Raw genomic sequence first — 25,227 nt, forward strand, 5'->3', positions numbered from 1 at the left:
CTACTCACCGCCGTTCTGTGCGTCATCGGCGCCCGCCCCGGGAGCCTGGGTGGCGGTCGCGTCCTCGGAGCGGACCTCGTCGGCTATCTGGGCCGCGCGCTCCTGCTCCCGGTTGATCTGCTCGTGATAGGAGTTGATCGTTGCGACCGCGGCGTCCTCGTTCTGCACGCGGATGCCCGAGGAGAGCTGGTCCTGGACGGAGGCGGGCAGGTCGGTGACGCTCACGGCGCTCGTCTCCACGAGCTCGTTCAGCGGGATGCCGAAGACGTCCCCCTGGATGCCGCGATAGATGGCGACCGTCCCGTCGTGGATGCCGAGGTACCACTCGCTCCTGATGAAGGCAAAGCTGACGAGCAGCACCATGGCGAGAGCCGCCACGATGACCCCCGACACCCCCGCGGCGCGGTGCACGAGCCGCCTCCGTGCCGCGTCGGCCAGCCCGTCGTTGAGCACGTCCACCACGATGACGGTCACGTTGTCGGAGCCGCCGGCGGTGAGCGCCGCTGCGACGAGGTTGTCGGCCGCCTGCTGGGGCGTGGCGCTCGAGACCGCGAGGGACTCGATCTCGCTGTCGGAGATCATCGACGACAGGCCGTCTGAGCACAGGATGACGCGGTCGCCGTCGTTGACCTCGAGCGAGAAGTGGTCGGCGTACATGTCGGGGTCGGACCCGAGCGCCCGGGTGATGATGGAGCGCGAGGGGTGCGTCCTGGCCTCGTCCGCAGTGATCTGGCCGGAGTCGACGAGCTCCTCGACGTAGGAGTGGTCGTGCGTGATGCGCACGAGGGTCCCGCGATGCAGCACGTAGACACGCGAGTCGCCCACGTGGGCGACGGCCATCTTGTTCTTCTCGATGAGGACGGCACTTGCGGTGCACCCCATGCCGGGCTTGCCGACCCCCTCCTCGGCGCCGCGTATGACGGCGAGGTTTGCCGCCTCGACCGCCGCGCCGAGCAGCACGTCGTCGGCGGTGCCGGGGGCCCTGTCGCCGATGGTCTCCACGGCGATGGAGCTGGCGATCTCGCCGGCCGCGTGGCCGCCCATGCCGTCGGACACCACGAACAGCGGCGTCCGAAGGAGGAACGAGTCCTCATTGTGGCCTCGCACGAGGCCGACGTCGCTTCGGGCGCCCCACGAGATGAACTCGTTGGAGCCGCTCACGGCATCCGCGCCGGCCCTGCCCTCGACGGGCATCTCGGCGCGGCCGGGCGCGTTCGCGGGCTCCTGCGCGGGGGGCATCTGGACGTCGCCGGCCGTCATCCGCGGCTCACCCGCATGATGGTGTCGCCCACCTGGACCTCGTCATCCTCCCTCAGCGTGACGGGCTGATCGATGAGGTGGCCGTTGACCATGGTTCCGTTGGTCGAGCCGAGGTCCTCGAGCACGAGCGCGGGCCCCTGGAGGGTGAAGCGGGCGTGGGACGACGAGACGTAGGGCTCGTCGATGACGATGTCAGAGGAGGGGGAGCGGCCGACGACGACGGGGCCGAGGATGTCGACGTGCAGGCCGCGCAGGGTCTTCTTGCCCTTCTCGACGTCAACCGCCCAGATGGCGGCATCGCGCCGCTGGCCGCGGACCAGGCCGACGCCGGTCCGCATGACCGCGAAGAGGAAGATGTACAGGACCACGACGAGAAGGACGCGTCCCGCGAACAGGACGAGGTCGATCATCGGCGGTTCTCCCTGAACTCGAGGTTGACGAGGCCGAGCGTGATGAGGTCACCGTCCTGCAGCGGGCAGGAGGTGACGTCGACGTCGTTGACGAGGGTGCCGTTGGTCGAGTTGAGGTCGGTGATGCGCCAGCCGGTCCCGTCGAAGGAGAGCTCCGCGTGGCGTCGAGACACGTTGGGGTCGCGCAGGACGATGCTCGCCTGGGAGCGCTCGCGGCCGATGACGGCCGAGGGGCCCTGGGCGGTGAAGGTCCGACCGGTCTGACGGTCGATGAGCAGGCACGACGCGGAGTCGTGCGAGGGAGCCGCGGCATGGGCGGGCCGGCCCGCGGGCTCGGCGGCGCTCGTGACGCGCCTCATGTCGACGAGCGGGACGTTGCGGCGCTGCGTCTGGGGCACGGGCACGGCCGCCGGGGACGCTGCGGGCACCACGACGGGCGCGTCGGCCAGGGGGACCGGCATGGGGGTCGACTCGGATGCGGAGGGCGACGGGGGAGGGGGCCATGACGTCGAACTCCGGGGGGATGACGTCGAGCCCGGCGTCGGTGCCGCCCGCAGAGGTAGTGGCCCTGCGCGGCGCGGGCGCGGCGAAGGCGTCCTGCTCCTCGGCGCGCTGACGGGCAGAGGGCTTGGGAGTGGGCGTCGCGCGACGGTTGACCTGGGCGGCGGCGCCCCCCGTGGTGGAGTTGCCGGCCAGGAAGGCGCGCTCCTCCTCGCGCAGGCGTCCGAGCGTGCGCGCGTCGACGTTCTCGGCGAAGACGGCGAACTTCCCCGACTTCAGGGAGGGGTCGACCATGAAGCGCACGAGCGGGTTGCCCACGAAGGCGTAGCCCTTCTTCTGGGCCTGAGCGGACACGAAGGCCGCGGTCTCGTAGGTGATCTGCTCGTAGAGCGGCCTCATGAGGGAGTCATCCGTGGCCGAGACGAGCACGGTGTAGAGAGCGGGCGCGGTGTCGACGCCGTCGATCTCGTACGTCTCGTTCTCCATCTCGCGCGCGGCGCGCTTGGCGAGCTTTTTGAACGAGAAGGGCTCGGTGTAGCCCTGCGGAGCGGCCCCGAACACAGAGCCGATGCGCCCCTCGAAATCGCTTAGGAAGCTCATACGCTATTCATCGCCTTCCTGGTCCTCGAAGAGCGGGCCTCTCAGGACAGTCGCGGTGCACAGAAGCACGAATAAGAGTACAGCAACGATTATGGCCTCCCAATCGGGAGTGCCCCATATACCGCCATTCTCCATTCTGGCAGCGAGGAGCTCCGAGCCGACGATGCAGCAGAGGCCGAGGGCCTGGCCGCAGACGCCCGCCGCGACGGTTCCCCGCAGCGCGACGGCCGAGGAGACGAGCGCGCAGGCCACCGCGCCCGCCAGCAGCGCGAGCGATGACGGCTCCGACCAGGCCTGTGCGAGCTGGGCCACGGTGGCCTGCGCGGAGAAGCCGCTCGAGGCTGCGGCGTGGAAGAGGGATCCGAGCAGGTAGCCGAACGCCCCCGTCGCGGCAGCGGCGGCGGGGTCGAGGGCGTATCCGGCGAGCGCGCTGCCGGCGGAGGGGGAGGGCAGGCAGCACGGAAGGAGTGCGGCGGCGCTGCCGAGCCGCTCGAGCCGACCGGCCAGCGCCCACCAGAGCGCCGAGGCCACGACCACGAGGGCGGCGACGGGAAACGACGCCGGCGTGGGCGAGACGAGCGCGAGGGCAAGGGAGAGGCCGGCGCAGACGAGCGGCGCGCCCAGGGGCGGCCAGAGCGCGGTCGCGGCGGCGCAGGCGAGCGAGGCCACGGCCACGAACTGCTCCGTCGCGCCCTCGAGGGCCGGCAGCACGAGCCTCAGGGCGGAGAACACGAGAAGCGCCGTGACGCCCCGGGCGATCGCGCCCGCGACATGAGGGCGCGCGAGGTCGACGAGCGACGCTCCGCGCGGGGCTTCGTCGGCCCCGTCGTCGCGCTCCGCCTGCTCGACGAGGTCGCGAAGGGACGACGCCCCCTCGCTCGGGTCACCGAGCCCCGCAATGAGCTCGTCGGCGAAGTCGATGACGTCGGCGGTCCGCCCCGCGGGCTCGACCGCGAGCGCGGCGAGCAGGGTCTGCTCCGTCGCCGCTGCGAGCTCCGGGCAGTCGCGCAGGGCTCGCTGTGCCGCGCCGCGGCGAATCTTGTCGAGGGAGGCGGCGGCAGTGGGCGCCGCGAACGGGTCCGACCCCGTGAGGGCCTGGCACGCGACGACGGCGAGGGAGAACACGTCGGAGCGCTCGTCGACGAGCATGCCCTCTATCTGCTCCGGCGGCATGTAGCCGACCGTGCCGCCCCGCGCGTCGCCGTAGCCGGCGGCGGACGAGAGCGTCGCCATGCCGAAGTCGGCGAGCTTCACCGTTCCCTGGCGGTCGATGAGGATGTTGGTCGGTTTGATGTCGAGGTGGAGCACGCGGTTCTCGTGGGCGTACGCGAGGGCACGCGCCACCGAGTCGACCACGTGCCCGCACTCGGCGGGGGTGAGGCGCCCTCCCTCGACGCGCGCGAGAAGCTCGGCGAGGTTGAGGCCGTCGACGTACTCCATGACGAGGTAGGCATACGTCCCGTCCGACTCGAAGTCGAGCACGGTGACGATGTTGGGGTGGCCGAGCATGCAGGCGGTGCGCGCCTCGGCGAGCGCCTCCTCGGCGGTGGTTCCGCCGCCCGAGAGCAGCGGCATGCGCTTGATCGCGACGCGTCGCTGCAGGCGCAGGTCCCAGCACGTGCAGACCGTGCCGAAGCCGCCGGTGCCCCGGCGGGCGAGCACCCGGTACCTCCCGAGGAGGGTCTCGTCCGGGGCGCGCCGGGCCGTGTCGGGGCCGACCGCGCCTGTCGTGCGTGGCGATTCGCTCACGGCTCCTCCCTTGTTTGAGCTGCGACCGGCCGTGTGGGGTCATTCTACCCCGAAAAAACGCTTGGCATCCGACGGAGGTTGCGCTACGATAATCCAGCACGCGGGCGTGGCGGAATTGGCAGACGCGTACGGTTCAGGTCCGTATGGGGGCAACTCCATGAAGGTTCAAGTCCTTTCGCCCGCACCATGAATGAGAGGGGCCTCGGCAGTGCCGAGGCCCTTTTTTGGCTCGAGCGGATCGAGGCGCCCCGGCGCCGCGGGGCGGGGACTACTCCTCGTCGTCCCCGAAGAGGTCCCAGTCGCCCTCGCCCTTCTCGTGGTTGAAGTAGCGTCGCTTGGTGGTGCGCTCCATCACGAGCGCGATGACGAGGCACAGGACAACGCCTCCGGCGATGAGACACAGAACCCCCGTGCGATCGTTGAAGAGCCACGTGAAGAAGTCTGCGACTGCCTGCATCTGCTGCCTCCCGGGAAGGTGTCGATTCATCCGCACAAGTATATACTTGGATGGCCGCGCGCACGCGCCGGCAAACTGCACGCACCCAAGGCAAGGAGCCAACATGCTCGACATCAAGTTCGTCCGCGAGAACCCCGACCTCGTTGACAGGGCCTGCGAGTCTCGCCAGAACGCGCACTGGGACCGCGACAGGTTCTTCGAGCTTGACGAGGAGCGCCGCTCCGTCATCGCGGAGGTCGAGAAGCTCCAGGCCGAGCGCAACGCCGTCTCCAAGGAGATCGGCCAGCTCATGCGCGAGGGCAAGCGCGACGAGGCGGAGGCGGCCAAGCAGCGCGTGGCCGCCAACAAGGACCGTATCGCGGAGCTCGACCAGCGCCGCGGCGAGGTCGAGGACGCGCTCTTTGCCCTGGTCGCCGCGATTCCCAACATCCCGCACGAGAGCGTGCCCTACGGCAAGGATGACTCGGACAACCCTGAGGTTCGCCGCTGGGGGGTGCCGCGAGAGTTCGACTTCGAGGCCAAGGCGCACTGGGACCTCGGTCCGGACCTCGGCATCATCGACTTCGACCGCGGCGTCAAGATCGCCGGCGCCCGCTTCTACGTGCTCGGCGGCATGGGCGCCCGCCTCGAGCGCGCCCTCATCAGCTTCATGATCGACACCCACGTCAAGGCCGGCTTCAAGGAGTGGTGGCTGCCCGTCATCACCAACCGTGAGACGCTCTTCGGCACGGGCCAGCTGCCCAAGTTCGAGGACGACCTCTACCACGTGAACCCCGACCTCTACCTCATCCCCACCGCCGAGGTCATGCTCACCAACCTCCATCGCGGGGAGGTCCTCGACGCCTCGCAGCTCCCCCTCTGGTACACCGCCTTCACCCCCTGCTTCCGCGAGGAGGCGGGCTCCGCGGGCCGTGACACGCGCGGCATCATCCGCGTCCACCAGTTCGACAAGGTCGAGATGGTCAAGTTCGCCAAGCCCGAGGACTCCATGAACCAGCTCGAGAGCATGGTCGCCGAGGCCGAGGCGGTGCTCCAGGCCCTTGGCCTGCCCTACCACGTGGTGACCCTCTGCACCGGCGACATCGGCTTCTCGGCGGCGAAGTGCTACGACCTCGAGGTCTGGCTGCCCAGCTACAACGCCTACAAGGAGATTTCCTCCTGCTCCAACTGCTGGGACTTCCAGGCTCGCCGGGCCAACATTCGCTACAAGGACCCGTCTGAGTTCAAGGGCACGCGCTACGTGCACACGCTCAACGGCTCGGGCCTTGCGGTCGGGCGCACGATGGCGGCAATCATCGAGAACTACCAGAACCCCGACGGCTCCGTCACCGTGCCCGAGGCGCTCGTGCCCTACATGGGCGGCGTCGAGGTCATCCGCCCCGAGGCTTAGGACGAGGGTTGCATGGGGCCGCCCGCATCGCGCGGGCGGCCTTCTTCGGCACAGAAAAAGAACACACGTTCTGGGAACGTATGTTCTGATATACTCAGGACTACGAAGTCTTGAGAGGGGTGGTCGTGGTGCATGAGTTCGAGACGGCGCGCTTTGAGCACGCGGGTGACGTCAGGAGGATGCTGCTCGTCGAGGAGGGCGAGAAGATCGTGGTGGTCGAGGAGCTCAGCGGCCCCTCGGCGCTCGTGGCGTACGGCAGGGAGGCGCTCACCCTTCGCGCGTCCTTCTCGCCCGAGGCGCTCTCCGCGCTCATCGCGCGGGTTGGCTTTACTGGTGCCGACGCGCTCTGGGGGTACCTGGCCGACGAGCGCCATGACATCGTGGATCTCATGGACCTGTGCGACCGACATGGCATAACCTATGAGTTCCGTTCCGACGCTCAGGATGGGGACGGCCGATCCGCTCCCGCAGAGACGGCCTAGGCCCTTCGAACGTCTATCTCGAAGCTGTTCGACGCTCCGCGGTAGCTCGCGATGGAGTACTCGGCGGGGACCCCCTCCGCGTTTCTCGCCACGGTGTGGAAGAGGAGGAGGGGGTCTCCCGGGTCGACATCAAGAAGCGCCGCGGACGGTCCGTCCGCCCTGATGGCCTCGAGCCGTCTTCGCGCCGACATCACGGGGCTCCCGCAGCGCCCCATCGCGTCGTAGAGGCTCGTTTCGTTGAAGTCGAACTCCTCGAGGCCGGGGTAGAGATCCCGTGGCACGTAGCTCTCAACGAAGACGTTGGGGATGTCGTCGGCGTATCGCAGGCGAACGAGCCGATAGACGGGGTCGTCCGTCGAGATCTCCAGGGAGCTCGCAACGTCCTCGCCCGCATCCTCGCACCTAAAGACGAGTACGTTGGTCCTGGGCATGTGACCGGCGAGGCGCATGGCGTCCTCAAAGCTGGTGATGGTCATCGTGAACGACTGGCTGATCTTCGGGCTCGTGACGATGGTCCCACGTCGACGACGCTTTTCGAGGTAGCCATCGTCCGCAAGGAGCTGGAGCGCCTGTCGCACGGTTGGTCGGCTCACACCATAGATCTCTGCCAGCTCGAGCTCCGAGGGGATCGTCTGCCCCTCGGGGTAGGTGCCGTCCTTTATCTTGGAGAGGAGGTCCTCTCGTATGGATTCGTAGAGCGTCATGGTGGAAAAGTCCTTCGTTTCTTGCTCATAATATGACATAAACATGACATATCGGAGTAATCTTGATAGTATGTTAGCAACATATTGAGCAGGGGGAAAGGAAGGACAACCAATGGCCCGCTACACGCTCAACGACCTCGCGCGTCTCGTCGACCACACCAACTTGCGTCCCGATGCGACCCGCGCGGACATGGAGAGGCTCTGCAACGAGGCAAGGAGCCACCACTTCAGGATGGTTGCCGTCAACTCGGTCCAGTCGCGCCTCTGCGCGGAGCTGCTCGAGGGCACCGACGTTCACGTGGGCGCGGCGATATCCTTTCCGCTCGGGCAGACCACGATTGCCGCCAAGGTCTTCGAGACGCGTGACGCGCTCTCGAACGGCGCCGACGAGATTGACTACGTGGTCAACCTCACCGAGGTCAAGGCGGGCGACTGGGACTACGTTCGAGAGGAGATGAGTCAGGTCGTGGCAGCCTGTCGCGAGGTGGGGGCGGTCTCCAAGGTGATCTTCGAGAACTGCCTGCTCACCCAGGGGGAGAAGCTCAGGCTCTGCGAGATCGCAAGCGAGGTGCTGCCCGACTTCGTCAAGACCTCGACCGGCTTCTCCAGCGGAGGGGCCACCGTCGAGGACGTGCGCCTGATGCGCGGGCATGTTGACCCACGCGTGAAGGTCAAGGCGGCGGGCGGCATCCGGACGGCGGACGCGTTCCTTGACATGGTGCGAGCCGGTGCGGAGCGCATAGGGTGCAGCGCCGGAGTCGCCATCGTCGAGGAGCTCGCCTCCCGAATCGCCGCGTCGGGCACCGATGCGATCGAGCTCTAGGGGGCGGAGATGGGTCCTCTGCTCCTCAGGCCCAACTACATCTCCCCCGTGTGGTCGGGGCCGCGCGTCAACGAGGCGCGCGGCCTTGCGGGGGAGACCCTCTACGGGGAGTCGTTCGACGTCTCCGTGCACGAGGGCCTGGTCAACACCGTCGAGGGTGGCCCCTTCGACGGGGTGCCGCTGGACGAGCTCATCCGCGCGCATCGCACGGAGATCATGGGAGAGCTCGCGGACGACGGCGTCGTGCAGATCATCGTGATGGACGCGGGCGAGAACCTCTCGGTGCAGGTGCACCCGGACGAGGCCTACGCCCGGGCCCACGAGAGCGACCACGAGAAGACCGAGTCCTGGTACATCCTCGCCGCCGACCCCGGCGCCTTCATCTACTGCGGCACCACGACAGACGACGTGGAGGCCCTGCGCGCCGCGGCCGCGGACGACACGCTGGGCGAGAAGTACGGCCGCAGGGTGCCCGTCTCCGAGGGCGACTTCGTCCTCATCCCTGCCGGGACGCTCCACGCCATGGGCAAGGGCGTCTTCGCCCTCGAGGTGGGGAGCCTCGGCTTTAAGACCTATCGGATCTGCGACTGGGGCCGCGGCCGGGAGCTTCATGTGGAGCGGGGCTTCGACGTGCTGCGCACGGAGAGCCGCCCCGAGCCCAACCGGCTGGGTCCGTTTGACCCCGCCGCCGGCCCGGGCGTCCGGCGCGGCGTGACCCACCGGGTCTTCGCCTCCGACGTCATCGACGTGCGCGGGTCGTGGGAGCAGGGCATGGAGGGCCGCTACGAGGTGCTCTCCTGCGTGGCGGGGACCGCCCGCGTGCGCACCGAGGATGGCGCGTGCGAGCTGCCGTTCACCCGCTCGCTGCTCATGCCCGCGAGTGCCGGCTCGTATATCATCGAGGGAACGTGCCGGGTGCTGCGCAGCTACGCCACGCGCCCAGGCGAGGCCGAATAGGAGAGAGACATGAGACGAGTTCTTGTCACGGGCGCACGAGGCTACCTTGCGAGCCTGGCCCAGCTCTACAACGCGGGCCGCTACGAGTTCGTGCGCGTCTCGCACACCGACGTCGACTTCCGGGACCCCGCGGGGGTCGAGCGCTTCTTCGGCGAGGCAGAGTTCGACATCTGCCTGCACATGGCGGCCGACGCCACGACCGCTCACTGCGAGCAGGATCCCGAGGGCACGCATCGCGTGAACACGGAGTCGGCCATCGCCGTCGCGCGGGCGTGCCGCGAGCGCGGCAGGCGCGTCGTGTTCATCTCCACCGAGCAGTGCTTCAACGCCTCGCCGGGCTCCGCGCCCTTCTCGGAGGAGGACGAGCAGGCGTCCACCACGCGCTACGGCCAGCAGAAGATGGAGGCGGACGCCTGGATTCGCGAGAACGTGGACGACTACCTCATCCTGCGCTTCTCGTGGATGTTCGGCCTGGCCCTGCCTGGGGTGCGCCCCTCGCCCAACATCCTCACCAACGTGCTTGGCGCCCTGCGCTCCGGCACGCCCGCGGCCTTCCGCGTGCACGAGCGGCGCAACATGACCTACGCGCAGCGCTTTGCCGGGCAGCTGCCGGAGATCCTGGCCCTGCCGAGCGGGGCCTACCACTTCGCCAGCCAGAACGGGCGCACCACCTACGAGACCGCGCGGCTCGTGGCCGAGCGCCTGGGCTGCCCCAAGGGGGAGGTCGATCGCCTCATCCTCCCGGACGAGAAGACCTACGCGGAGCGCCCGCGAGACTTCCGCCTGGCGTCCGACAAGATCCGTGCCGCCGGTATCGAGCTGGGGACCTTCGAGGAAGACCTCGAACTCTGCCTGCGCGACTTCGGGCTCGCCTCGTAACGGCTGCGGCGCCGGGTTCTTCTCGCCCGGCGCCGCCCCTGAGATTGGGTACCGAGAACGCAAAAGGGGCTCCCGAAGGAGCCCCCAAGTTTGCGTGGTGCGGCGTATAGGATTCGAACCTATGACGCCCTGATTCGTAGTCAGGTCCTCTATCCAGCTGAGGTAACGCCGCGTGCGATTGAGAATAATGCCACGCATCCCCCGTCCCGTCAAGCGAAATTGAAAAATGTGTCCGAATTGTGTGCGCCCTCTGACCGGTTGCCGCGCGCCGGCATCGCTCGTCGGACAGGCACAAGAAAAAGCCCGCCTCGCGATGCGCGGGACGGGCTCGAACAGTCTGGCGGAGAGCTGGGGATTCGAACCCCAGATAGGATTTGCATCCTATACTCGCTTAGCAGGCGAGCACCTTCGGCCTCTCGGTCAGCTCTCCAAGGGTGGTGCCAGAGCATCATACCCCACAACGGCGCAACTCACAACTTCAACGCACGATGCTGGCAAGAAATTCGTCGTCCACGACGATGTCCTCGCGGTGCGCGGCCACCTTCTCCCACGAGAAGGTGCCGACGAGCTCGGCGGGAGTGAGGTCCACCTCGTCATCGATGAGTCCCGCGGCGCGGGCGAGCGCGCCCACGATGCGCTCCGGGGCGACCCCGCGCGAGCGCAGCGCCCCCAGGTCAAGGTCCCGGTCGCGCTTTGCGAGGCGCCTCCCGCCGGGGGCCACGAGCAGGGGCACATGGCCGTAGCACGGGGGCTTCCAACCCAGCAGGCGAGCGAGATAGCTCTGGCGCGCGCAGGAGGGAAGGAGGTCGTGGCCCCGCACCACCTGCGTCACGCCCATGAGGGCGTCGTCGACCACCACGGCGAGCTGGTAGGCGACCACACCGTCGCTGCGCCTGACGAGGAAGTCCCCGCAGTCGCGCGCGAGGACCTCGCGGCGTGGGCCGTACGCGAGGTCGCAAAACTCGATCGTGCCGGCGGGGTCGTCCTCTCCCGGAACGCGCAGGCGCAGCGAGGGAGGGCGAAGCGAGGACCGGCGCTCGACCTCTTCGGGCGGGATCCCCCGGCAGGTTCCCGGGTACACGAGCGCCCCGTCGGATGCGTGCGGCGCCGACGCCGCGCGCAGGTCCGCCCGCGTGCAGAAGCAGGGGTAGAGGAGCCCTAGGTCCTCCAGGCGCTCCAGCGCGCGGGCGTAGACCTCCGAGCGCGCGCTCTGGAAGACGGGCCCCTCGTCCCAGGTGAGCCCAAGCCAGGCGAGGTCGTCGATCAGCGTCTCGGCGACGCCGGGGCGCTGCGCACGGGGGTCGAGGTCTTCGATGCGCAGCACCATCTCCCCGCCACCGGCCCGCGCGGAGAGCCATGCCACAAGCGCGGAGAAGGCGTTGCCCAGGTGCATCCGCCCGGAGGGGGTGGGCGCAAAGCGCCCGCGCAACGGAGCCTCTCCGCTAGAGCTCCTGGTCGTAGACATAGACGTGGAACTCGTCGGTTGCCGGATCGACGCCGGGCCAGTAGGCGCCCGAGAGACGGCTCATCGCGCGCCGCAGGCCCTTGTGCTCGTAGAAGCCAAAGTCGCAGCTGTCGTCCGTGAGCAGGTGGTAGCCCCGCGCGCCCGTCTCCCGCAGCCGGTCAAGGGCGGCAGAGAAGAGCCTCCCGCCGATGCCGAGGCCCTTGGCGTCCGGGGAGACGATGAGCAGCTTGATCGTCGCGTCCGTGCCCGCGCCGCCGGCGGCCAGGTACTCGAGCTCGAGGGCCGCCTCCTCGCGCACGCCGTCCATCTCAACGCGCACGGCCTCCGCGAGCTCGGGGTCCCCCTCGGCCCCGTCGGTCAGCCGCGCCTCGAGCGCGGCCCAGTCCTCGCCGCCGATCCCCTCGCGGTCCCGCTCGGCGAGAAGCACCGCCCCCAGGATCTCGTCCCCGCGCTCCGCCACGAGCGACCACGTGCTCCGGGCAAGGTAGTGCGCGAGCTCGATCTGGCTCGCCGCCCGCTGGGCCCGTGCGGGGAACTCGGGGAGCCAGGTGCGCCCGAGAAGCCCCGCCGCGCGCTCGAAGTCCCCCGGCGCGAAGGCGCGCCACGTCAACTTTTCTGTCTGCGTCATGTTGCCCTCCAGCTGCGGTATCGTAGAGAAGACGGTACAACATGTCGTCGTCAAACCCAAGGAGGGGCCATGGCAGATACTCCCATCAAGCGGGCGCTCGTCTCCGTCACTGACAAGACGGGCGTCGTCGACTTCGTCAAGGCGCTCGAGGACGAGTTCGGCGTCGAGGTCATCTCGACGGGCGGCACCGCTCGCGTGCTCGAGGAGGCGGGCGTCCACGTGGTGCCCATCGAGCAGTACACGGGCTTTCCGGAGATGATGGACGGTCGCGTGAAGACCCTGCACCCCAAGGTGCACGGCGGCCTGCTCGCCCGTCGCGACAACCCGGCCCACATGGCTGAGGCCTCCGAGCACGGCATCGGCATGATCGACCTCGTGTGCGTGAACCTCTACGAGTTCGAGAAGACCGTCGCCAACCCTGAGGTCACCTTCGACGACGCCATCGAGCACATCGACATCGGCGGCCCCTCCATGCTGCGCTCCGCGGCAAAGAACGCCGACTCCGTGACCGTGGTCTCAGATCCCGCCGACTACGACGAGGTTCTCGAGGAGATGCGCGCCAACGAGGGCTGCACCTCGCTCGAGCTGCGTCGCTACCTCCAGCTCAAGGTCTACGAGACCACGGCGAACTACGACGCCGCCATCGCCGTGTGGCTCGCCGATCGCTACGACGAGGAGTTCGCCGACGCCGAGTGCGAGGACGAGCCCGAGCTTCCCGAGGAGATCGGCCTCTATCTCGAGAAGGTCGATGACCTGCGCTACGGCGAGAACCCCCAGCAGAGCGCCGCGGTCTACCGCTTCGCGGACGAGGCGGCGGGCGCCTTCTCCTCCGCCAACCCGCTCGTGGGCGCCGAGCAGGTCCAGGGCAAGCCGCTCTCCTACAACAACTACCTTGACGCTGACGCCGCCTGGAACCTCGTGCGCGAGTTCGACGGTCCGGCCTGCGTGATCCTCAAGCACCAGAACCCCTGCGGCTCCGCCGTTGCCGACGACGTCACGTGCGCCTACGACCGCGCCTTCGCGTGCGACCCCAAGAGCGCCTTCGGCGGCATCATCGCCTGCAACCGCGAGGTCCCCTTCGAGCTGGTGGAGCACGCCTTCGACGAGAACGGCCAGTTCGTGGAGGTCATCATCGCCCCGAGCTACACGCCTGAGGCGCTCGAGCGCATGGCCAAGCGCCCCAACCTGCGCGTGCTTGCCACCGGCGGTGCCGAGGGCCACGCGCGCTACGAGCTGCGCACCGTGGACGGCGGCGTGCTCGTCCAGAACGTCGACGTCGTGGCCGAGGACCCCGAGACCTTCACCTGCCCGACCGAGCGCAAGCCCACGCCCGAGGAGATGGACGAGCTCATGTTCGCGTGGCGCGTCTGCAAGGGCGTGAAGTCCAACGCCATCCTCGTCTCCAAGGGCAAGGCCGGTATCGGCATGGGCCCCGGTCAGCCCAACCGCGTTGACTCCGCGCTTCTCGCCTGCCAGCGCGCCGACGAGGCCTGCGAGCGCATGGGTGTCGAGAAGGGCGGCTACGCCTGCGCGTCCGACGCCTTCTTCCCGTTCCGCGACAACGTGGACGTGCTCGCCGAGCACGGCGTGACCTGCATCATCCAGCCCGGCGGCTCCAAGCGCGACGACGATTCCATCGAGGCCTGCAACGAGCACGGCATCGCGATGGTCTTCACCGGCAACCGCCACTTCCGCCACTAGATCGGACTGACAGCGTGGGGTGCGCCCCGGCGGCCGGACGGCCGCCGGGGCGCACCTTCAGAGGGGGACGCATGAGGGAAGAGAGAGGCCTCCAGATGGAGGGCTTCACGCTGGGGTCGCCGAGCCTGGTGTGCCGGTGGCGCCTTGCGTCGCGGGGGCTTCCGCTGGAGAACCGCCACCTGCGCGCGCTGGGCGGTCGCACGGTGAACGGGGCGCCCGTTCCCACCGCACTCGTCGCGTGGGCGAAGCAGCACATCGAGTGGACGCTCGCCGAGGGGGCGGCGGCTCATCCCGACGGCGTCCTCATGCTGCTCGTGGACGAGCGGGGGAGGGCAGCCATGACGGTGGGGCCCTACGAGCCGCTCTCGCCCACCACCGCCTCGGCGCTCGCCGACCGGGCCCGCCTCGCGTCGCGCGAGGCGGCGCAAACCGGGGTGGCCCCCGAGTCGCTCTGGGTCCTGAGCGGCTCTCGGCTGATCTGGGGGATCGGCCCCGACGAGCGCCCCTCGGGCGCGGCGTCGCTCATGGCGGACCTCGCGAGGACGCTCGGGTTTGCCATGGAGCGTCGCGAGGGCCTCGCGCTGGAGCTGCTCGACGGGACCGTGGAGCGAGACGAGGTCCTCCTGGTTTCCGACGAGCACGGCATCGTCGCCGCGTCAGACGCGCCGACCCGTCGCGCGGAGCGCTTCGTCGAGGGATATCGACGGCTGCTCGACTCGTTCGGGCGGCGCAGGTAGCGTCGCTGGCCTCGCCCCTAGGCGAGGGACATGACCCATACCCCCGCCGCCTCTTGGCAGATGAGGTCGAGGTCCCATGTGCGCATGCTGCGCCCGACGCTGTTGGAGTCGTGAACGAGGGCCTTGCCGTCCGAGCCGAGCCGCTCGATGACGATGAAGTGTCCGATCTCCGTGAAGGTGCCCGGGTTCATGACGCAGACGAGCGGGTTGCCCGCCTCGAGGGCGGAACGGAGGTTGTCGGTCGAGGCGTAGATCATCTGTCCTGAGAGCCCGAGCTGCGCGGCGCCCTCGCTCATGAGCGTCCACGACGTGCCCTCGCCCTCGGTGGCGTATCCGTTGTCGGTGCTGAACTGCGCCATCTGAACGGGGTCGAGGTCGGTGTTGCCGGTGAGGTAGATGTAGACCATCGAGAGCGCCGTCGGCCCGCAGCCGGTCTCGGAGAACGTTCCCCCGGCGTACTCGGCGTCAGCCCACTCCGGGTCGATCTGGTAGAGGTAGGGCATGGAGCCCTTGCGCCACAGCTCGCGCGGGGTGCTCGAGACCGTCGCCTCGTCGGCGCGCGCGATCTGGACCGGCTCGGTCACGCCCTGCTCGTCCTTCTCGCCCGCACAGCCGCTGACGGAGAGCGTCGCCGCGAGGCATGCCGGCACGATGCCCAGCGCAACCGCGGCAATCGCCGCGCGACGTCGTGACGCCATGACCTCGACCTCCCCTCGGAGCTGCCCATAGCGGCGATTCTACCACGCCCTTCGCTCCATCGCCGCTCGTCAGCGCCGCGCGCCCCGGAGCGCGGCCGTGCCGCGCGACCGCACTCCGTGACGAAAAGGCTACGCTCGGCGAAATTGGCGCGAAGGCGCGTGTGGTTTGCGGCGCGCCGGGGGTACACTGTCAGCATGCGTGGGCCTCTGGCCCGACTCAGTCATGCGCCTTGTGAGTGAGAGCTGCCTGGGGCCATGGGGGTCCCCGGGAAAGGTTCGTAAGAAGGAGAGGATATGGCGCGTAAGTTTAAGTCCATGGACGGCAACGAGGCGGCGGCGTACGTCTCGTATGCGTTCACCGAGGTGGCGGGCATCTACCCGATCACCCCGTCCAGCCCCATGGCCGACCATGTCGACCAGTGGGCTGCCCAGGGCATGAAGAACGTCTTCGGCACGCCGGTCAAGGTCGTCGAGATGGAGTCCGAGGCCGGTGCCGCGGGCACCGTTCACGGCTCGCTCGGCGCCGGCGCCCTCACGACGACCTACACGGCGTCGCAGGGCCTGCTCCTGATGATCCCCAACATGTACAAGATCGCCGGCGAGGGCCTTCCGGGCGTCTTCCACGTCTCCGCGCGCACCGTGGCCTCCCACGCCCTCAACATCTTCGGCGACCACTCCGACGTCATGGCCTGCCGCCAGACCGGCTTCGCCATGCTCGCCGAGGGCAACGTCCAGGAGGTCATGGACCTCGCGCCCGTCGCTCACCTCGCCGCCATCGAGGGCAAGGTGCCGTTCCTGAACTTCTTCGACGGCTTCCGCACCTCCCACGAGATCCAGAAGGTCGCGGTCTGGGACTTCGACGACCTCAAGGACATGCTCGACATGGACGCCGTCCAGGCGTTCCGCGATCACGCCCTCAACCCGGAGCACCCGCACGCCCGCGGCTCCCACGAGAACGGCGACATCTTCTTCCAGCACCGCGAGGCCTGCAACGGCGCCTATGACGCCCTGCCCGCCGTGGTCCAGGCGTACATGGACAAGATCAACGAGAAGCTCGGCACGAGCTATCACCTCTTCGACTACTACGGCGCCGCCGACGCGGACCGCGTGGTCGTCTGCATGGGCTCCTTCTGCGACACCCTCGAGGAGGTCATCGACTACCTCAACGCTCACGGCGAGAAGGTCGGCCTCGTGAAGGTCCGCCTGTACCGTCCGTGGTCCGTGGAGGACTTCGTCGCCGCCCTGCCCGAGACCGTCAAGAAGATCGCCGTCCTCGACCGCACCAAGGAGCCCGGCTCCATCGGCGAGCCCCTCTACGAGGACGTCATCACGGCGCTCTACGAGACCGGCAAGACGGGCATCACCGTCGTCGGCGGCCGCTACGGCCTCGGCTCCAAGGACGAGCCGCCCGCGGCAGCCTTCGCCGTCTACAAGGAGCTCGAGGCCGACGAGCCCAAGCGCGAGTTCACCATCGGCATCGAGGACGACGTCACCAACCTGTCGCTCCCCATGGACCCGGACGCCCCCAACACCGCCGATCCCTCCACCATCGAGTGCAAGTTCTGGGGTCTCGGCGGCGACGGCACGGTCGGCGCCAACAAGAACTCCATCAAGATCATCGGCGACCACACCGACAAGTACGTCCAGGCCTACTTCCAGTACGACTCCAAGAAGACCGGCGGCGTTACCATCTCGCACCTGCGCTTTGGTGACTCCCCGATCCGCTCGCCGTACTACATCAACAAGGCCAACTTCGTGGCCTGCCACAACCCGTCCTACATCGTCAAGGGCTTCCCGATGGTCCGCGACGTCAAGCCGGGCGGCACGTTCCTGGTGAACTGCCAGTGGTCCGACGAGGAGTTCGCCTCCCACCTGCCGGCCGTGGCCAAGCGCTACATCGCCAAGAACGGCATCAACGTCTACCTGATCGACGCCATCGACCTCGCCGAGAAGGTCGGCATGGGCAAGCGCACCAACACGGTGCTGCAGTCCGCGTTCTTCTCGCTCGCGCAGGTGCTTCCCGCCGCCGACGCCATTCAGTACATGAAGGACGCCGCCGAGAAGTCCTACGCCAAGAAGGGCCAGAACATCGTCGAGGCCAACTGGAAGGCCATCGACGCCGGCGCCACCGCCTTCCGCAAGTTCGAGGTGCCCGCCGAATGGGCCGACGCCGCCGACGAGAAGGTCGAGCTCACCCTCGAGGGTCGCGAGGCCATCGTCAAGCAGGTCAGGGAGCTCATGGAGCCCATCAACCGCATGGACGGCGACTCCCTGCCCGTCTCCAAGTTCGTCGACGTCGCCGACGGCCAGTGGGAGCTCGGCGCCTCCGCGTACGAGAAGCGCGGCGTCGCCGTCATGGTGCCGCACTGGGACGAGACGAAGTGCATCCAGTGCAACCAGTGCTCCTTCGTGTGCCCGCACGCCACGATCCGCCCGATCGTCATGAATGCCGACGAGCAGGCCGCCGCGCCCGAGAACATGCGTCGCGTCGACCTCACCATCCCCAAGGGCACCGGCTACACCTTCACCATGGCCATCAGCCCGCTCGACTGCATGGGCTGCACCAACTGCGCCAAGGTCTGCCCGAAGGAAGCCCTCACGATGGTTCCGCAGGAGTCCGAGCTCGACCAGGCTCCGGTGTGGGACTACGCCGTCAACAAGGTCTCCGAGAAGAAGGAGCTCGTGGGCGCCAACGTCAAGGCGAGCCAGTACGCCAAGCCCTACCTCGAGTTCTCCGGCTCCTGCGCCGGCTGCGCCGAGACCGCGTACGCGCGCCTCGTCACGCAGGTCTGCGGCGACCGCATGTTCATCTCCAACGCCACCGGCTGCTCCTCGATCTGGGGCAACCCGGCCGCCACGTCGCCGTTCACGGTCAACGCCTGCGGCCACGGCCCGGCGTGGAACAACTCCCTCTTCGAGGACAACGCCGAGCACGGCCTTGGTCTTGCCCTCGGCTATGACGCCGTTCAGGAGAAGGTCGTCGCCGAGACCGAGCAGCTGCTCCAGAGCGACTGCGCGAGCGATGCCCTGAAGGAGGCTGCGACCGCCTGGCTCGAGGCCCGCACCGACACCGAGGCCTCCAAGACCACCGCTGCCGCCTATGTCGCCGAGCTCGAGAAGGCCGACTGCGACACCGCCAAGGCCATCCTCGCCGACAAGGCCTACCTCACCAAGAAGGCCTTCTGGATCTTCGGCGGCGACGGCTGGGCCTACGACATCGGCTTCGGCGGCCTCGACCACGTCCTCGCCTCTGGCAACAACGTGAACGTCTTCGTCTTCGACACCGAGGTCTACTCCAACACCGGCGGCCAGGCCTCCAAGGCCTCCAACATCGGCCAGGTGGCCCAGTTCGCCGCTGCCGGCAAGGTGACCAAGAAGAAGAGCCTCGCCGAGATCGCGATGTCCTACGGCTACGTCTACGTTGCCCAGGTCGCCATGGGCGCCAACATGAACCAGACGCTCAAGGCCATCCACGAGGCCGTGTCCTACGACGGCCCGTCGCTCATCATCGGCTACAGCCCCTGCGAGATGCACTCCATCAAGAAGGGCGGCATGCAGAACTGCCAGGCCGAGATGAAGAAGGCCGTCGAGTGCGGCTACTGGAACCTCTTCCGCTTCAACCCGGCCGCTCCGACCGGCAAGAAGTTCACGCTCGACTCCAAGGAGCCGGCGGGCGGTTACCAGGACTTCCTGATGAACGAGGCTCGCTACGCCTCGCTCACCCGCTCCTTCCCGGAGCGCGCCAAGGAGCTCTTCGCCGAGAACGAGGAGGCCGCCATGGCTCGCTACGCGCACCTGCTCAAGCTCAAGGACCTCTACGCCGACGCGTAGAATCGCCCTGTCGCGCGTGATCGCGTAGGCTGCGGCCCCCGGATGTGTCCGGGGGCCGCACGTGTTTTGCGGCGCGGCCCCGGGGCGCTTCCGGGAACGTGCTGGTTGTGGACGCTATCCGACGCGATTCCGACCGCAGCCAGCACGTGTTTCTAGAGCGTGCGGGATGTGGACGGTTTGGGGTCCAAGACCGACCGTAACCGGCACCTACTTTAGGTGCATGCTGGATGTGGACGGCCTGGCCGAGAAGGTTGGCCGCAAGGCGCGTGTCTTTTGGCGGGCGCGGCGCTAGCGCCGGTCGCGTTCCGCTATGCGCAGGGCCACGTCGTGGGCGAGAACCTCAAGGTCGTCGTCCAGCGCCGCGAGGTCGACGGCGAGCCCGCGGCGCTCGAGGGCCCGTGCGATCAGCCAGTCGGTGACGCCGGGGTTCTTGGGCAGGATGGGTCCGTGTAGGTACGTCCCCACGACGCCGTCGTGAAGCACACCCTCTCCGCCGTCCTCGCCGTTGTTGCCGCTGCCGTGGACCATCGCGCGCCCGAGGGGCTTCTCGCCGGCGCCGAGCACCGTGCGGCCCGCGTGGTTCTCAAATCCCACGATCGGTGCCTCGCAGAGGGGGGAGTCCACGGCGACGTTGCCGATCAGGCGCGTGTTGCCGGCCGTCGTGTCGAGGTCGAGGATGTGAAGCCCCTCGATTCGCTCGGCGCCCATCATGTAGGAGTGGCCCAGCAGCTGGTAGCCGCCGCAGATGGCGAGCAGCACGCCGCCGTCCGCGACGTAGTCGGCGAGCTTCTCGCGCTGGCCCTGGAGCTCGTGGCACACGGCGAGCTGGTCGCGATCGGCGCCGCCGCCGAGCAGCACGACGTCGGCATCGGCGAGGTCGAGCTCGTCGCCCATGAGCACCTGGTCCACGCGGCAGGGGATGCCGCGCCACTCGCATCGCTTGGACAGCGACGCGATGTTGCCGCCGTCGCCGTAGAGGTTCAGCGCGTCAGGGTAGAGGTGCACGATGCGCAGCGGTCGGTCGAGCGCGAGGGGCCGCGGCTCGTCGCGCTCGATCCACGAGACTGACGCAGCGGATTGCGAATCGAGGCCCGTCCCCGATTTGCAGAGCCTCTCGAGTTCGGTCACGACGGGCGGGAACGCAGTGTAGTTGGCCACGACGTGGAGCTTCTCTCCCGCCTCGACGTGGCGCAGCGCCCCCTCCACGCTGTCGATGAGCTCGATGGCGCAGGGGAGCTCAGCGTATTTCACGCGCACGGCCATGTCCTCGCGACGCGTTCCGCCCACGAGAACGCAGCGCAGGTCGGGCAGGTCGCGCAGGCGCTCGAGGTCGATGTCCCAGATCCAGGAGACGTCGTGGCCGTCGGCGTCGTTGTCGTTCAGGAAGAGCGCGAGGTAGCGGCCCTGCTCGGCGCGCACCTGGGCGATCATGCGGTTGAAGCCTGCGGGGTTCTTCGCGAGCATGCTCACGGCCTGGCGCCCGCCGTCGAGCGAGAAGGTCTTGCCTCGCCCGCTGGCCGGCTCGTAGGCGTCGAGCGCACCCTGGAAGCCCGCGGCGTCGCCCCCTCCGAGCAGGCACGCCACGAGGGCGGCCATCACGTTGTAGACCATGTAGAGGCCGTTGTAGCGGGTTCTGACATGGTGCCGAACGACCTTCTCGCCCCGGCGGTCCTCCACGTCGAACTCGTATCCGCCGCAGGTGAGCGTCACGTTCACGGCAGCAAACGCCAGCTCCGGCCGCGCCCACCCGCACTCAGGGCACCGATATGCGCCAAGCTGCCCGTAGTGTACGTACTCGTAGTCCAGCGGGGCGTTGCAGCGCGCGCAGAAGCGGCTGTCGGAGATGCGGTCGGACTCCGTGTCGGTGGGCTCGTCGATGCCGAAGGGCAGCCCCGCGTTGTCCACGCGCGCCGCGATGGAGGCGCACAGCGGGTCGTCGGCGTTGTAGGCGAGGGTGGTCTCGGGAGAGCGGCGCAGCGCCTCGGCGATCACGTCCTGCGTGTGGTCGATTTCTCCGTAGCGGTCGAGCTGGTCGCGGAAGAGGTTGAGAAGGACGAGCCCTTGCGGCCGCAGGCGCGGCAGCACGCGCACGGTGTAGAGCTCGTCGCACTCGAAGCAGCCCGTCCGCGCCCCCGTCCCGCGCGCGGCGATGAGGGCCGCGGCGATGCCGGACTCCATGTTGTTGCCCGCGCGGTTGCACACGACGCCCGTTCCGAGCGCGTCGGCGGCGAGCCCCGTCGTGGTGGTCTTGCCGTTGGTGCCCGTCACGACCACGCTGCGCTCGAGGCCGCGTCCGAGCTCGCCGATGATGCCGGGGTCGAGGCGCAGGGCGACGGCCCCGGGGGCGTTGCCCCCGCCGCGGTGCAGCACGTGCACGGTCCCCCAGTGGGCGAGGTCTCCCGCCAGGCACGCGATTCTCGAACGGGGGTTCATGGCGTCTCCTTTGGCACGGCATCCCGACGCAGCAATACTAGCATGCCCCGCCCAGGGGCCGGCGCCGTGCGCAACTCTGCTAGTATCAGTGCTGTCGTGCCCACGGGGATGCTTCTTTTGGAGTGCTTTCCACCGGGATCCCGCTGGTCGTGGGCTCGTCGCGCGCCGCCGGCGCGCCCAGAAAAGCCCTCCAGCAGAAAGAGAGAACGCCATGGAGCACACAAACACCGCCAGGGTCGGAGCCGCGCCCGTCCGTCGCACCAGAAAGGTCGTCCGCATCGGCATGATAGCCGCGGCCTATGCCGCGCTGACGCTCTTTACCTTCGCCTTCCTGGGGAGCCTCGCCTGGGGGCCCGTGCAGTTCAGGGTGTCCGAGGCCCTCTGCGTGCTCGCGCTGTTCACGGCCGACGCGGTTCCCGGCCTCGCGCTCGGCTGCGCGATTGCCAACCTCGCCAACATCGTCCTGTCCGGCACCGGCATGCTCGGCATGCTCGACGTGGTCTTCGGCACGCTGGCGACGGCGCTCGGGGCGTACTTCACGTGGCGCAACCGCCGCCGCCCGGCCCTCGCGCTGCTCGGCCCGGTGATTGCCAACGCCGTGATCGTCCCGGCGTACCTGCCGCTCATGCTCCAGGGCATCGGCTACTACACCATTCCGTTCACCAACATCGCGCTCGAGGGCGCCTACCCCGCGATGTACGCCTTCGGCCTGCTGGCCACGGGCATCGGCGAGGCCGTCGTCATGTACGTCCTCGGCCTGCCGCTCGCGAGGTCGCTCTCCAGGACGACGCTTCCCAGGCAGCTGGGCGACGACGTCGAGCAGAGGGAGTAGGGGGGTCGCGTGAACCCGGCCATCGTCATTCCGTCCTACTGGGCCGAGGGGGACCAGCCCGGAGCGCTCGGCGAGCGCGGCGTCTACGACTACACGACGCCGATCGACAAGCCGCTGCCCGAGCTCGAGTCGTGCCTCACCTCCCTCGACGGGGTGCGTGGCGTCATCAGGGTCATCGTGCTCGTGGTGGCACCTCCCGAGTGCGAGGAGTCCGCGCGCGCTCGCGTCGAGAGCATCTGTCGCGCGCACCCGCTGCTCTCCACGCTCGTCATCGGCGCGCGCGAGGCGTCCCACATCGAGTGCGCTGTGGGGCGGATGGCCCATCACGTCACCGGCGAGACGGTCTCGCTGCGCGGCTACGGCGCCATCAAGAACATGGGCCTTGCCGTCGCCGCCGTCTTCGGCCACGACGTCGTGGTCTTTCTCGATGACGACGAGGTCGTGCTCGACGAGGACTTTCTCATCAACGCCGTCTTCGGCCTGGGCTCGCTCACTCGCCAGAACCTGAGGATCCTGGCGAAGAGCGGCTTCTTCATCGACGCGCTCGACAGCCCCTACGCCGAGCCCTCCGAGGAGTGGAGCGAGAAGTACTGGTCGAAGGCGGCGGACTTCAACCGGGTGATGGAGCGCGCGCAGACCGCGGGCTCGCGCATCACGCGCTCGAACCACCTGTGCGGGGGCTGCTGCGCGCTGCACGCCGCTGCCTTCTCCCGGGTTCCCTTCGACCCCTACATCACGCGCGGGGAGGACCTCGACTACGTGCTCAACCTGCGCGCCTTCGGCATGGACGCCTGGTTCGACAACGCATGGTTCGTGCGGGCCCAGCCTCCCGAGGAGATGGCCCCGACGCCCTCCATCTTCATGCAGGACGTGCATCGCTGGCTCTACGAGTACCGCAAGCTCGACGCCATCAACGCGCGTCGCGACCTCCGCACGATCACCGCGGAGTCCCTCATGCCCTACCCGGGCAACTGGCTCTCCTCGGGCGTTCGCCGTCGGGTGTTCCAGACGGCGCTGCGTCGCCTGGTCACGGGTCCCGACCGCCTCGCGTACCTGCGCATCCTCACGCGCGGCCGCTACGACGCCGACAGGTTCGCCCTCTCGGCGAGCACGCGCTACCTCTCGTTTGCGATGGTGTGGCCGGGAATCATGACGGCGCTCTGGGAGGACGAGGTGATCCAGGGGGCCATCAGGAAGACCGGCGAGGTCCGCCCGCTGTCGGCGGCCGCCGACGACACGGACCCCGCCTCCGCCGCCCTGCCCGACACGGGGGCCATCCCCCTGGTCGAGGGGGACGAGCGATGAGGGAGCGCCCCGTCATCCCGCGGCGCGTGGTGAGCGCGATGCTCGTCCTGTGCGCCGTCGCGCTCGCCGTCGCGCTCACCTGGAGCATCAGCGACGGCTTCGTGGTCGCGTCCATGCTCGTGGGGTGCGGCCTCGCCGCCGTCATCGTGCTCTCGGGCGCGCTCAGCGTCACGCCCGTCAACACGCGCTCCGAGGCCACGGAGCGCACGCTGCGCGTGGCCGCGAACACCCTGAGCCACCTGCGCGGCGGCCTCACCGTGGACAACGCGCGCGCCATCTGCGCGCTGCTCCTGCCCGAGACGAGCGCCGACGGCATCGCGATCACGGACCGCTCGCGCGTCCTTGCCTACGAGGGCTCCATCAAGACGCGCTTCCTGCCGGGCACCGCAAACGCGAACCCCACGCTCGAGGTGCTCGAGAGCGGTCGGATGGAGACGTTCGTCTCGGTCGACGAGGACAGCCAGGACGTCCGGGGCTTCTCGATGGGCAACCGCCAGGAGGGCCATGCGTTCGGCATCATCGTGCCGCTGCTCGTGCAGGACCGCGCGGTCGGGACGATCAAGTTCTACTATCGTCGCGACCTCGACATCGACCGCACGCAGCTCGCCATCGCCGAGGGCCTCGGGATACTGCTCTCCACGCAGCTCTCCTCCTACGAGCTCGACCGCCAGGCGGAGCTCACGGCGCGCGCCGAGGTCAAGGCGCTCCAGGCGCAGATCAACCCGCACTTCCTCTTCAACACCCTCAACACCATCGCGTCGTTCACGCGCACCAACCCCACGAAGGCCCGCGACCTGCTGCGCGAGTTCTCGACCTTCTATCGCAGGACGCTCGAGAGCTCGGAGAAGACGCTCATCCCGCTCTCGCAGGAGCTCGAGCAGACCCGCCGCTACCTCAAGATCGAGAAGGCGCGCTTCGGCGAGGACCGCATCGTCGAGACCGAGCACGTCGAGGCGGGGTGCGGGGAGCTCGGGGTGCCGTCCTTCCTCGTGCAGCCCATCGTCGAGAACGCCGTGCGCCACGCCATGCGCGACGAGGGTCCGCTTCACGTTGACGTGCAGGTCGCGACGGACGGTGATGATATCCTTATTGCCGTTGCCGACGACGGCCTCGGAATGGACAAGGCGGTGGCGGACCGGCTGCTCGCCGACGCCACCGAGCCGAGGTCGTCCCGCGCCCCCTCGAAGGGGTCCGGAACGGGCATGGCGCTGCGCAACGTCGCGGAGCGCATCGAGCGCTTCTTCGGCACGGGCTCTGGCGTCGAGATCGTGTCGAAGCCGGGCGAGGGCACGTGCGTGACGCTGCGCCTCGCACGCGCGCGGCGCAGGCTTGTCCGTGCAGCGGCACGCGGAAACGAGTAGGCTGTGATGGGTGGTTCCTGCAAG

General features: G+C 68.7%; 21 protein-coding genes, 3 tRNA genes and 1 pseudogene. 12 read left to right on the forward strand and 13 right to left on the reverse strand.

The genetic code is table 11. From position 1 onward, the window contains the following. The 5 genes and pseudogenes from BQ7106_RS07670 to BQ7106_RS07685 form a co-directional block, all read right to left on the reverse strand. Positions 1-1,260 carry a Stp1/IreP family PP2C-type Ser/Thr phosphatase gene (locus BQ7106_RS07670; protein ID WP_072373826.1) on the reverse strand — a complete coding sequence of 420 codons (1,260 nt, stop codon included), beginning with the start codon at positions 1,258-1,260 and terminating at the stop codon, positions 1-3. Continuing rightward, positions 1,257-1,670 (reverse strand): FHA domain-containing protein, encoded by a 414-nt coding sequence (locus BQ7106_RS07675; protein WP_072373829.1) that lies wholly within the window; start codon positions 1,668-1,670, stop codon positions 1,257-1,259. Before BQ7106_RS07675 ends, BQ7106_RS07670 begins: the two co-directional genes overlap by 4 nt. Continuing rightward, on the reverse strand, positions 1,667-2,131 hold the full coding sequence (locus BQ7106_RS11295; protein WP_240307460.1) for an FHA domain-containing protein: 465 nt from the start codon (positions 2,129-2,131) through the stop codon (positions 1,667-1,669). The genes BQ7106_RS07675 and BQ7106_RS11295 overlap by 4 nt, the downstream gene beginning before the upstream one ends. A 355-nt stretch (positions 2,132-2,486) precedes the next feature. Continuing rightward, a pseudogene (locus tag BQ7106_RS11300) lies at positions 2,487-2,771 on the reverse strand (FhaA domain-containing protein); the annotation flags it as partial. Positions 2,772-2,774: 3 nt separating this feature from the next. Next, positions 2,775-4,520, reverse strand: coding sequence for a serine/threonine-protein kinase (locus BQ7106_RS07685; protein WP_072373832.1), 1,746 nt, complete (start codon positions 4,518-4,520; stop codon positions 2,775-2,777). Between the two features lie 100 nt (positions 4,521-4,620). Between BQ7106_RS07685 and BQ7106_RS07690 the strand changes: the two genes are divergently transcribed. Continuing rightward, positions 4,621-4,707 (forward strand) — tRNA-Leu (locus tag BQ7106_RS07690). 81 nt (positions 4,708-4,788) lie between these two features. Here BQ7106_RS07690 and BQ7106_RS07695 read toward each other — a convergent pair. Next, positions 4,789-4,977 carry a DUF6724 family protein gene (locus tag BQ7106_RS07695; protein WP_072373835.1) on the reverse strand — a complete coding sequence of 63 codons (189 nt, stop codon included), beginning with the start codon at positions 4,975-4,977 and terminating at the stop codon, positions 4,789-4,791. 103 nt (positions 4,978-5,080) lie between these two features. On the opposite strand from BQ7106_RS07695, the gene serS reads away from it, so the two are divergent. Continuing rightward, positions 5,081-6,367 carry a serine--tRNA ligase gene (gene serS, locus BQ7106_RS07700; protein ID WP_072373839.1) on the forward strand — a complete coding sequence of 429 codons (1,287 nt, stop codon included), beginning with the start codon at positions 5,081-5,083 and terminating at the stop codon, positions 6,365-6,367. Positions 6,368-6,492: 125 nt separating this feature from the next. Beyond that, complete coding sequence (locus tag BQ7106_RS07705; RefSeq protein WP_072373842.1) at positions 6,493-6,849, forward strand: hypothetical protein; 357 nt, start codon at positions 6,493-6,495, stop codon at positions 6,847-6,849. Here BQ7106_RS07705 and BQ7106_RS07710 read toward each other — a convergent pair. Further along, positions 6,846-7,553, reverse strand: a complete 708-nt coding sequence (locus tag BQ7106_RS07710) for a GntR family transcriptional regulator (protein ID WP_072373845.1) — start codon at positions 7,551-7,553, stop codon at positions 6,846-6,848. The genes BQ7106_RS07705 and BQ7106_RS07710 overlap by 4 nt on opposite strands. Before the next feature lie 112 nt (positions 7,554-7,665). Between BQ7106_RS07710 and deoC the strand changes: the two genes are divergently transcribed. From deoC to BQ7106_RS07725, 3 genes are read left to right on the forward strand one after another with little or no spacing between them, the layout of a single operon-like run. Next, positions 7,666-8,376: a deoxyribose-phosphate aldolase gene (gene deoC, locus BQ7106_RS07715; protein WP_072373848.1), complete on the forward strand. Its 711-nt coding sequence runs from the start codon at positions 7,666-7,668 to the stop codon at positions 8,374-8,376. A gap of 9 nt (positions 8,377-8,385) precedes the next feature. Beyond that, positions 8,386-9,333 carry a class I mannose-6-phosphate isomerase gene (locus BQ7106_RS07720; RefSeq protein WP_072373851.1) on the forward strand — a complete coding sequence of 316 codons (948 nt, stop codon included), beginning with the start codon at positions 8,386-8,388 and terminating at the stop codon, positions 9,331-9,333. A gap of 9 nt (positions 9,334-9,342) precedes the next feature. Continuing rightward, the gene (locus BQ7106_RS07725; RefSeq protein ID WP_072373854.1) at positions 9,343-10,212 is read left to right on the forward strand and encodes an SDR family oxidoreductase; all 870 of its coding nucleotides are present in this window, start codon (positions 9,343-9,345) and stop codon (positions 10,210-10,212) included. Positions 10,213-10,307: 95 nt separating this feature from the next. Here the strand turns inward: BQ7106_RS07725 and BQ7106_RS07730 are convergent. The 4 genes from BQ7106_RS07730 to BQ7106_RS07745 all read right to left on the reverse strand — a co-directional run bounded on the left by BQ7106_RS07730 (position 10,308) and on the right by BQ7106_RS07745 (position 12,305). Next, positions 10,308-10,384, reverse strand: a tRNA-Arg gene (locus BQ7106_RS07730). 166 nt (positions 10,385-10,550) lie between these two features. Continuing rightward, positions 10,551-10,642, reverse strand: a tRNA-Ser gene (locus BQ7106_RS07735). A 48-nt stretch (positions 10,643-10,690) separates the two neighbouring features. After that, positions 10,691-11,641 carry a tRNA glutamyl-Q(34) synthetase GluQRS gene (gluQRS, locus tag BQ7106_RS07740; RefSeq protein WP_420855283.1) on the reverse strand — a complete coding sequence of 317 codons (951 nt, stop codon included), beginning with the start codon at positions 11,639-11,641 and terminating at the stop codon, positions 10,691-10,693. Positions 11,642-11,654: 13 nt separating this feature from the next. Further along, complete coding sequence (locus BQ7106_RS07745) at positions 11,655-12,305, reverse strand: GNAT family N-acetyltransferase (protein ID WP_072373860.1); 651 nt, start codon at positions 12,303-12,305, stop codon at positions 11,655-11,657. Between the two features lie 69 nt (positions 12,306-12,374). Here BQ7106_RS07745 and purH point away from each other — a divergent pair, with 69 nt between their 5' ends. Together purH and BQ7106_RS07755 are read left to right on the forward strand one after the other, a co-directional pair. Beyond that, positions 12,375-14,006, forward strand: a complete 1,632-nt coding sequence (gene purH, locus BQ7106_RS07750; protein ID WP_072373863.1) for a bifunctional phosphoribosylaminoimidazolecarboxamide formyltransferase/IMP cyclohydrolase — start codon at positions 12,375-12,377, stop codon at positions 14,004-14,006. A 71-nt stretch (positions 14,007-14,077) separates the two neighbouring features. Further along, the gene (locus tag BQ7106_RS07755; RefSeq protein ID WP_072373867.1) at positions 14,078-14,743 is read left to right on the forward strand and encodes a hypothetical protein; all 666 of its coding nucleotides are present in this window, start codon (positions 14,078-14,080) and stop codon (positions 14,741-14,743) included. Between the two features lie 17 nt (positions 14,744-14,760). Here the strand turns inward: BQ7106_RS07755 and BQ7106_RS07760 are convergent, their stop codons facing one another. Then, entirely contained in the window at positions 14,761-15,441 is a 681-nt protein-coding gene (locus BQ7106_RS07760) for a C39 family peptidase (protein WP_240307461.1), read from the reverse strand. A gap of 294 nt (positions 15,442-15,735) precedes the next feature. Here BQ7106_RS07760 and nifJ point away from each other — a divergent pair, with 294 nt between their 5' ends. After that, positions 15,736-19,272 carry a pyruvate:ferredoxin (flavodoxin) oxidoreductase gene (gene nifJ, locus BQ7106_RS07765; protein WP_072373871.1) on the forward strand — a complete coding sequence of 1,179 codons (3,537 nt, stop codon included), beginning with the start codon at positions 15,736-15,738 and terminating at the stop codon, positions 19,270-19,272. Positions 19,273-19,560: 288 nt separating this feature from the next. On the opposite strand, the gene BQ7106_RS10860 is transcribed toward nifJ, so the two are convergent. Further along, positions 19,561-21,705 (reverse strand): MurT ligase domain-containing protein, encoded by a 2,145-nt coding sequence (locus BQ7106_RS10860; protein WP_072373874.1) that lies wholly within the window; start codon positions 21,703-21,705, stop codon positions 19,561-19,563. A gap of 283 nt (positions 21,706-21,988) precedes the next feature. Between BQ7106_RS10860 and BQ7106_RS07775 the strand changes: the two genes are divergently transcribed. From BQ7106_RS07775 to BQ7106_RS07785, 3 genes are read left to right on the forward strand one after another with little or no spacing between them, the layout of a single operon-like run. Then, entirely contained in the window at positions 21,989-22,537 is a 549-nt protein-coding gene (locus BQ7106_RS07775) for a QueT transporter family protein (protein ID WP_083527044.1), read from the forward strand. Positions 22,538-22,546: 9 nt separating this feature from the next. Then, positions 22,547-23,842, forward strand: a complete 1,296-nt coding sequence (locus BQ7106_RS07780) for a hypothetical protein (RefSeq protein WP_072373880.1) — start codon at positions 22,547-22,549, stop codon at positions 23,840-23,842. Then, complete coding sequence (locus BQ7106_RS07785; RefSeq protein ID WP_072373883.1) at positions 23,839-25,203, forward strand: sensor histidine kinase; 1,365 nt, start codon at positions 23,839-23,841, stop codon at positions 25,201-25,203. Before BQ7106_RS07780 ends, BQ7106_RS07785 begins: the two co-directional genes overlap by 4 nt. The last annotated feature ends 24 nt before the right edge of the window (positions 25,204-25,227 follow it).

The organism is Thermophilibacter mediterraneus (assembly GCF_900119385.1).
Lineage (GTDB): Bacteria > Actinomycetota > Coriobacteriia > Coriobacteriales > Atopobiaceae > Thermophilibacter > Thermophilibacter mediterraneus.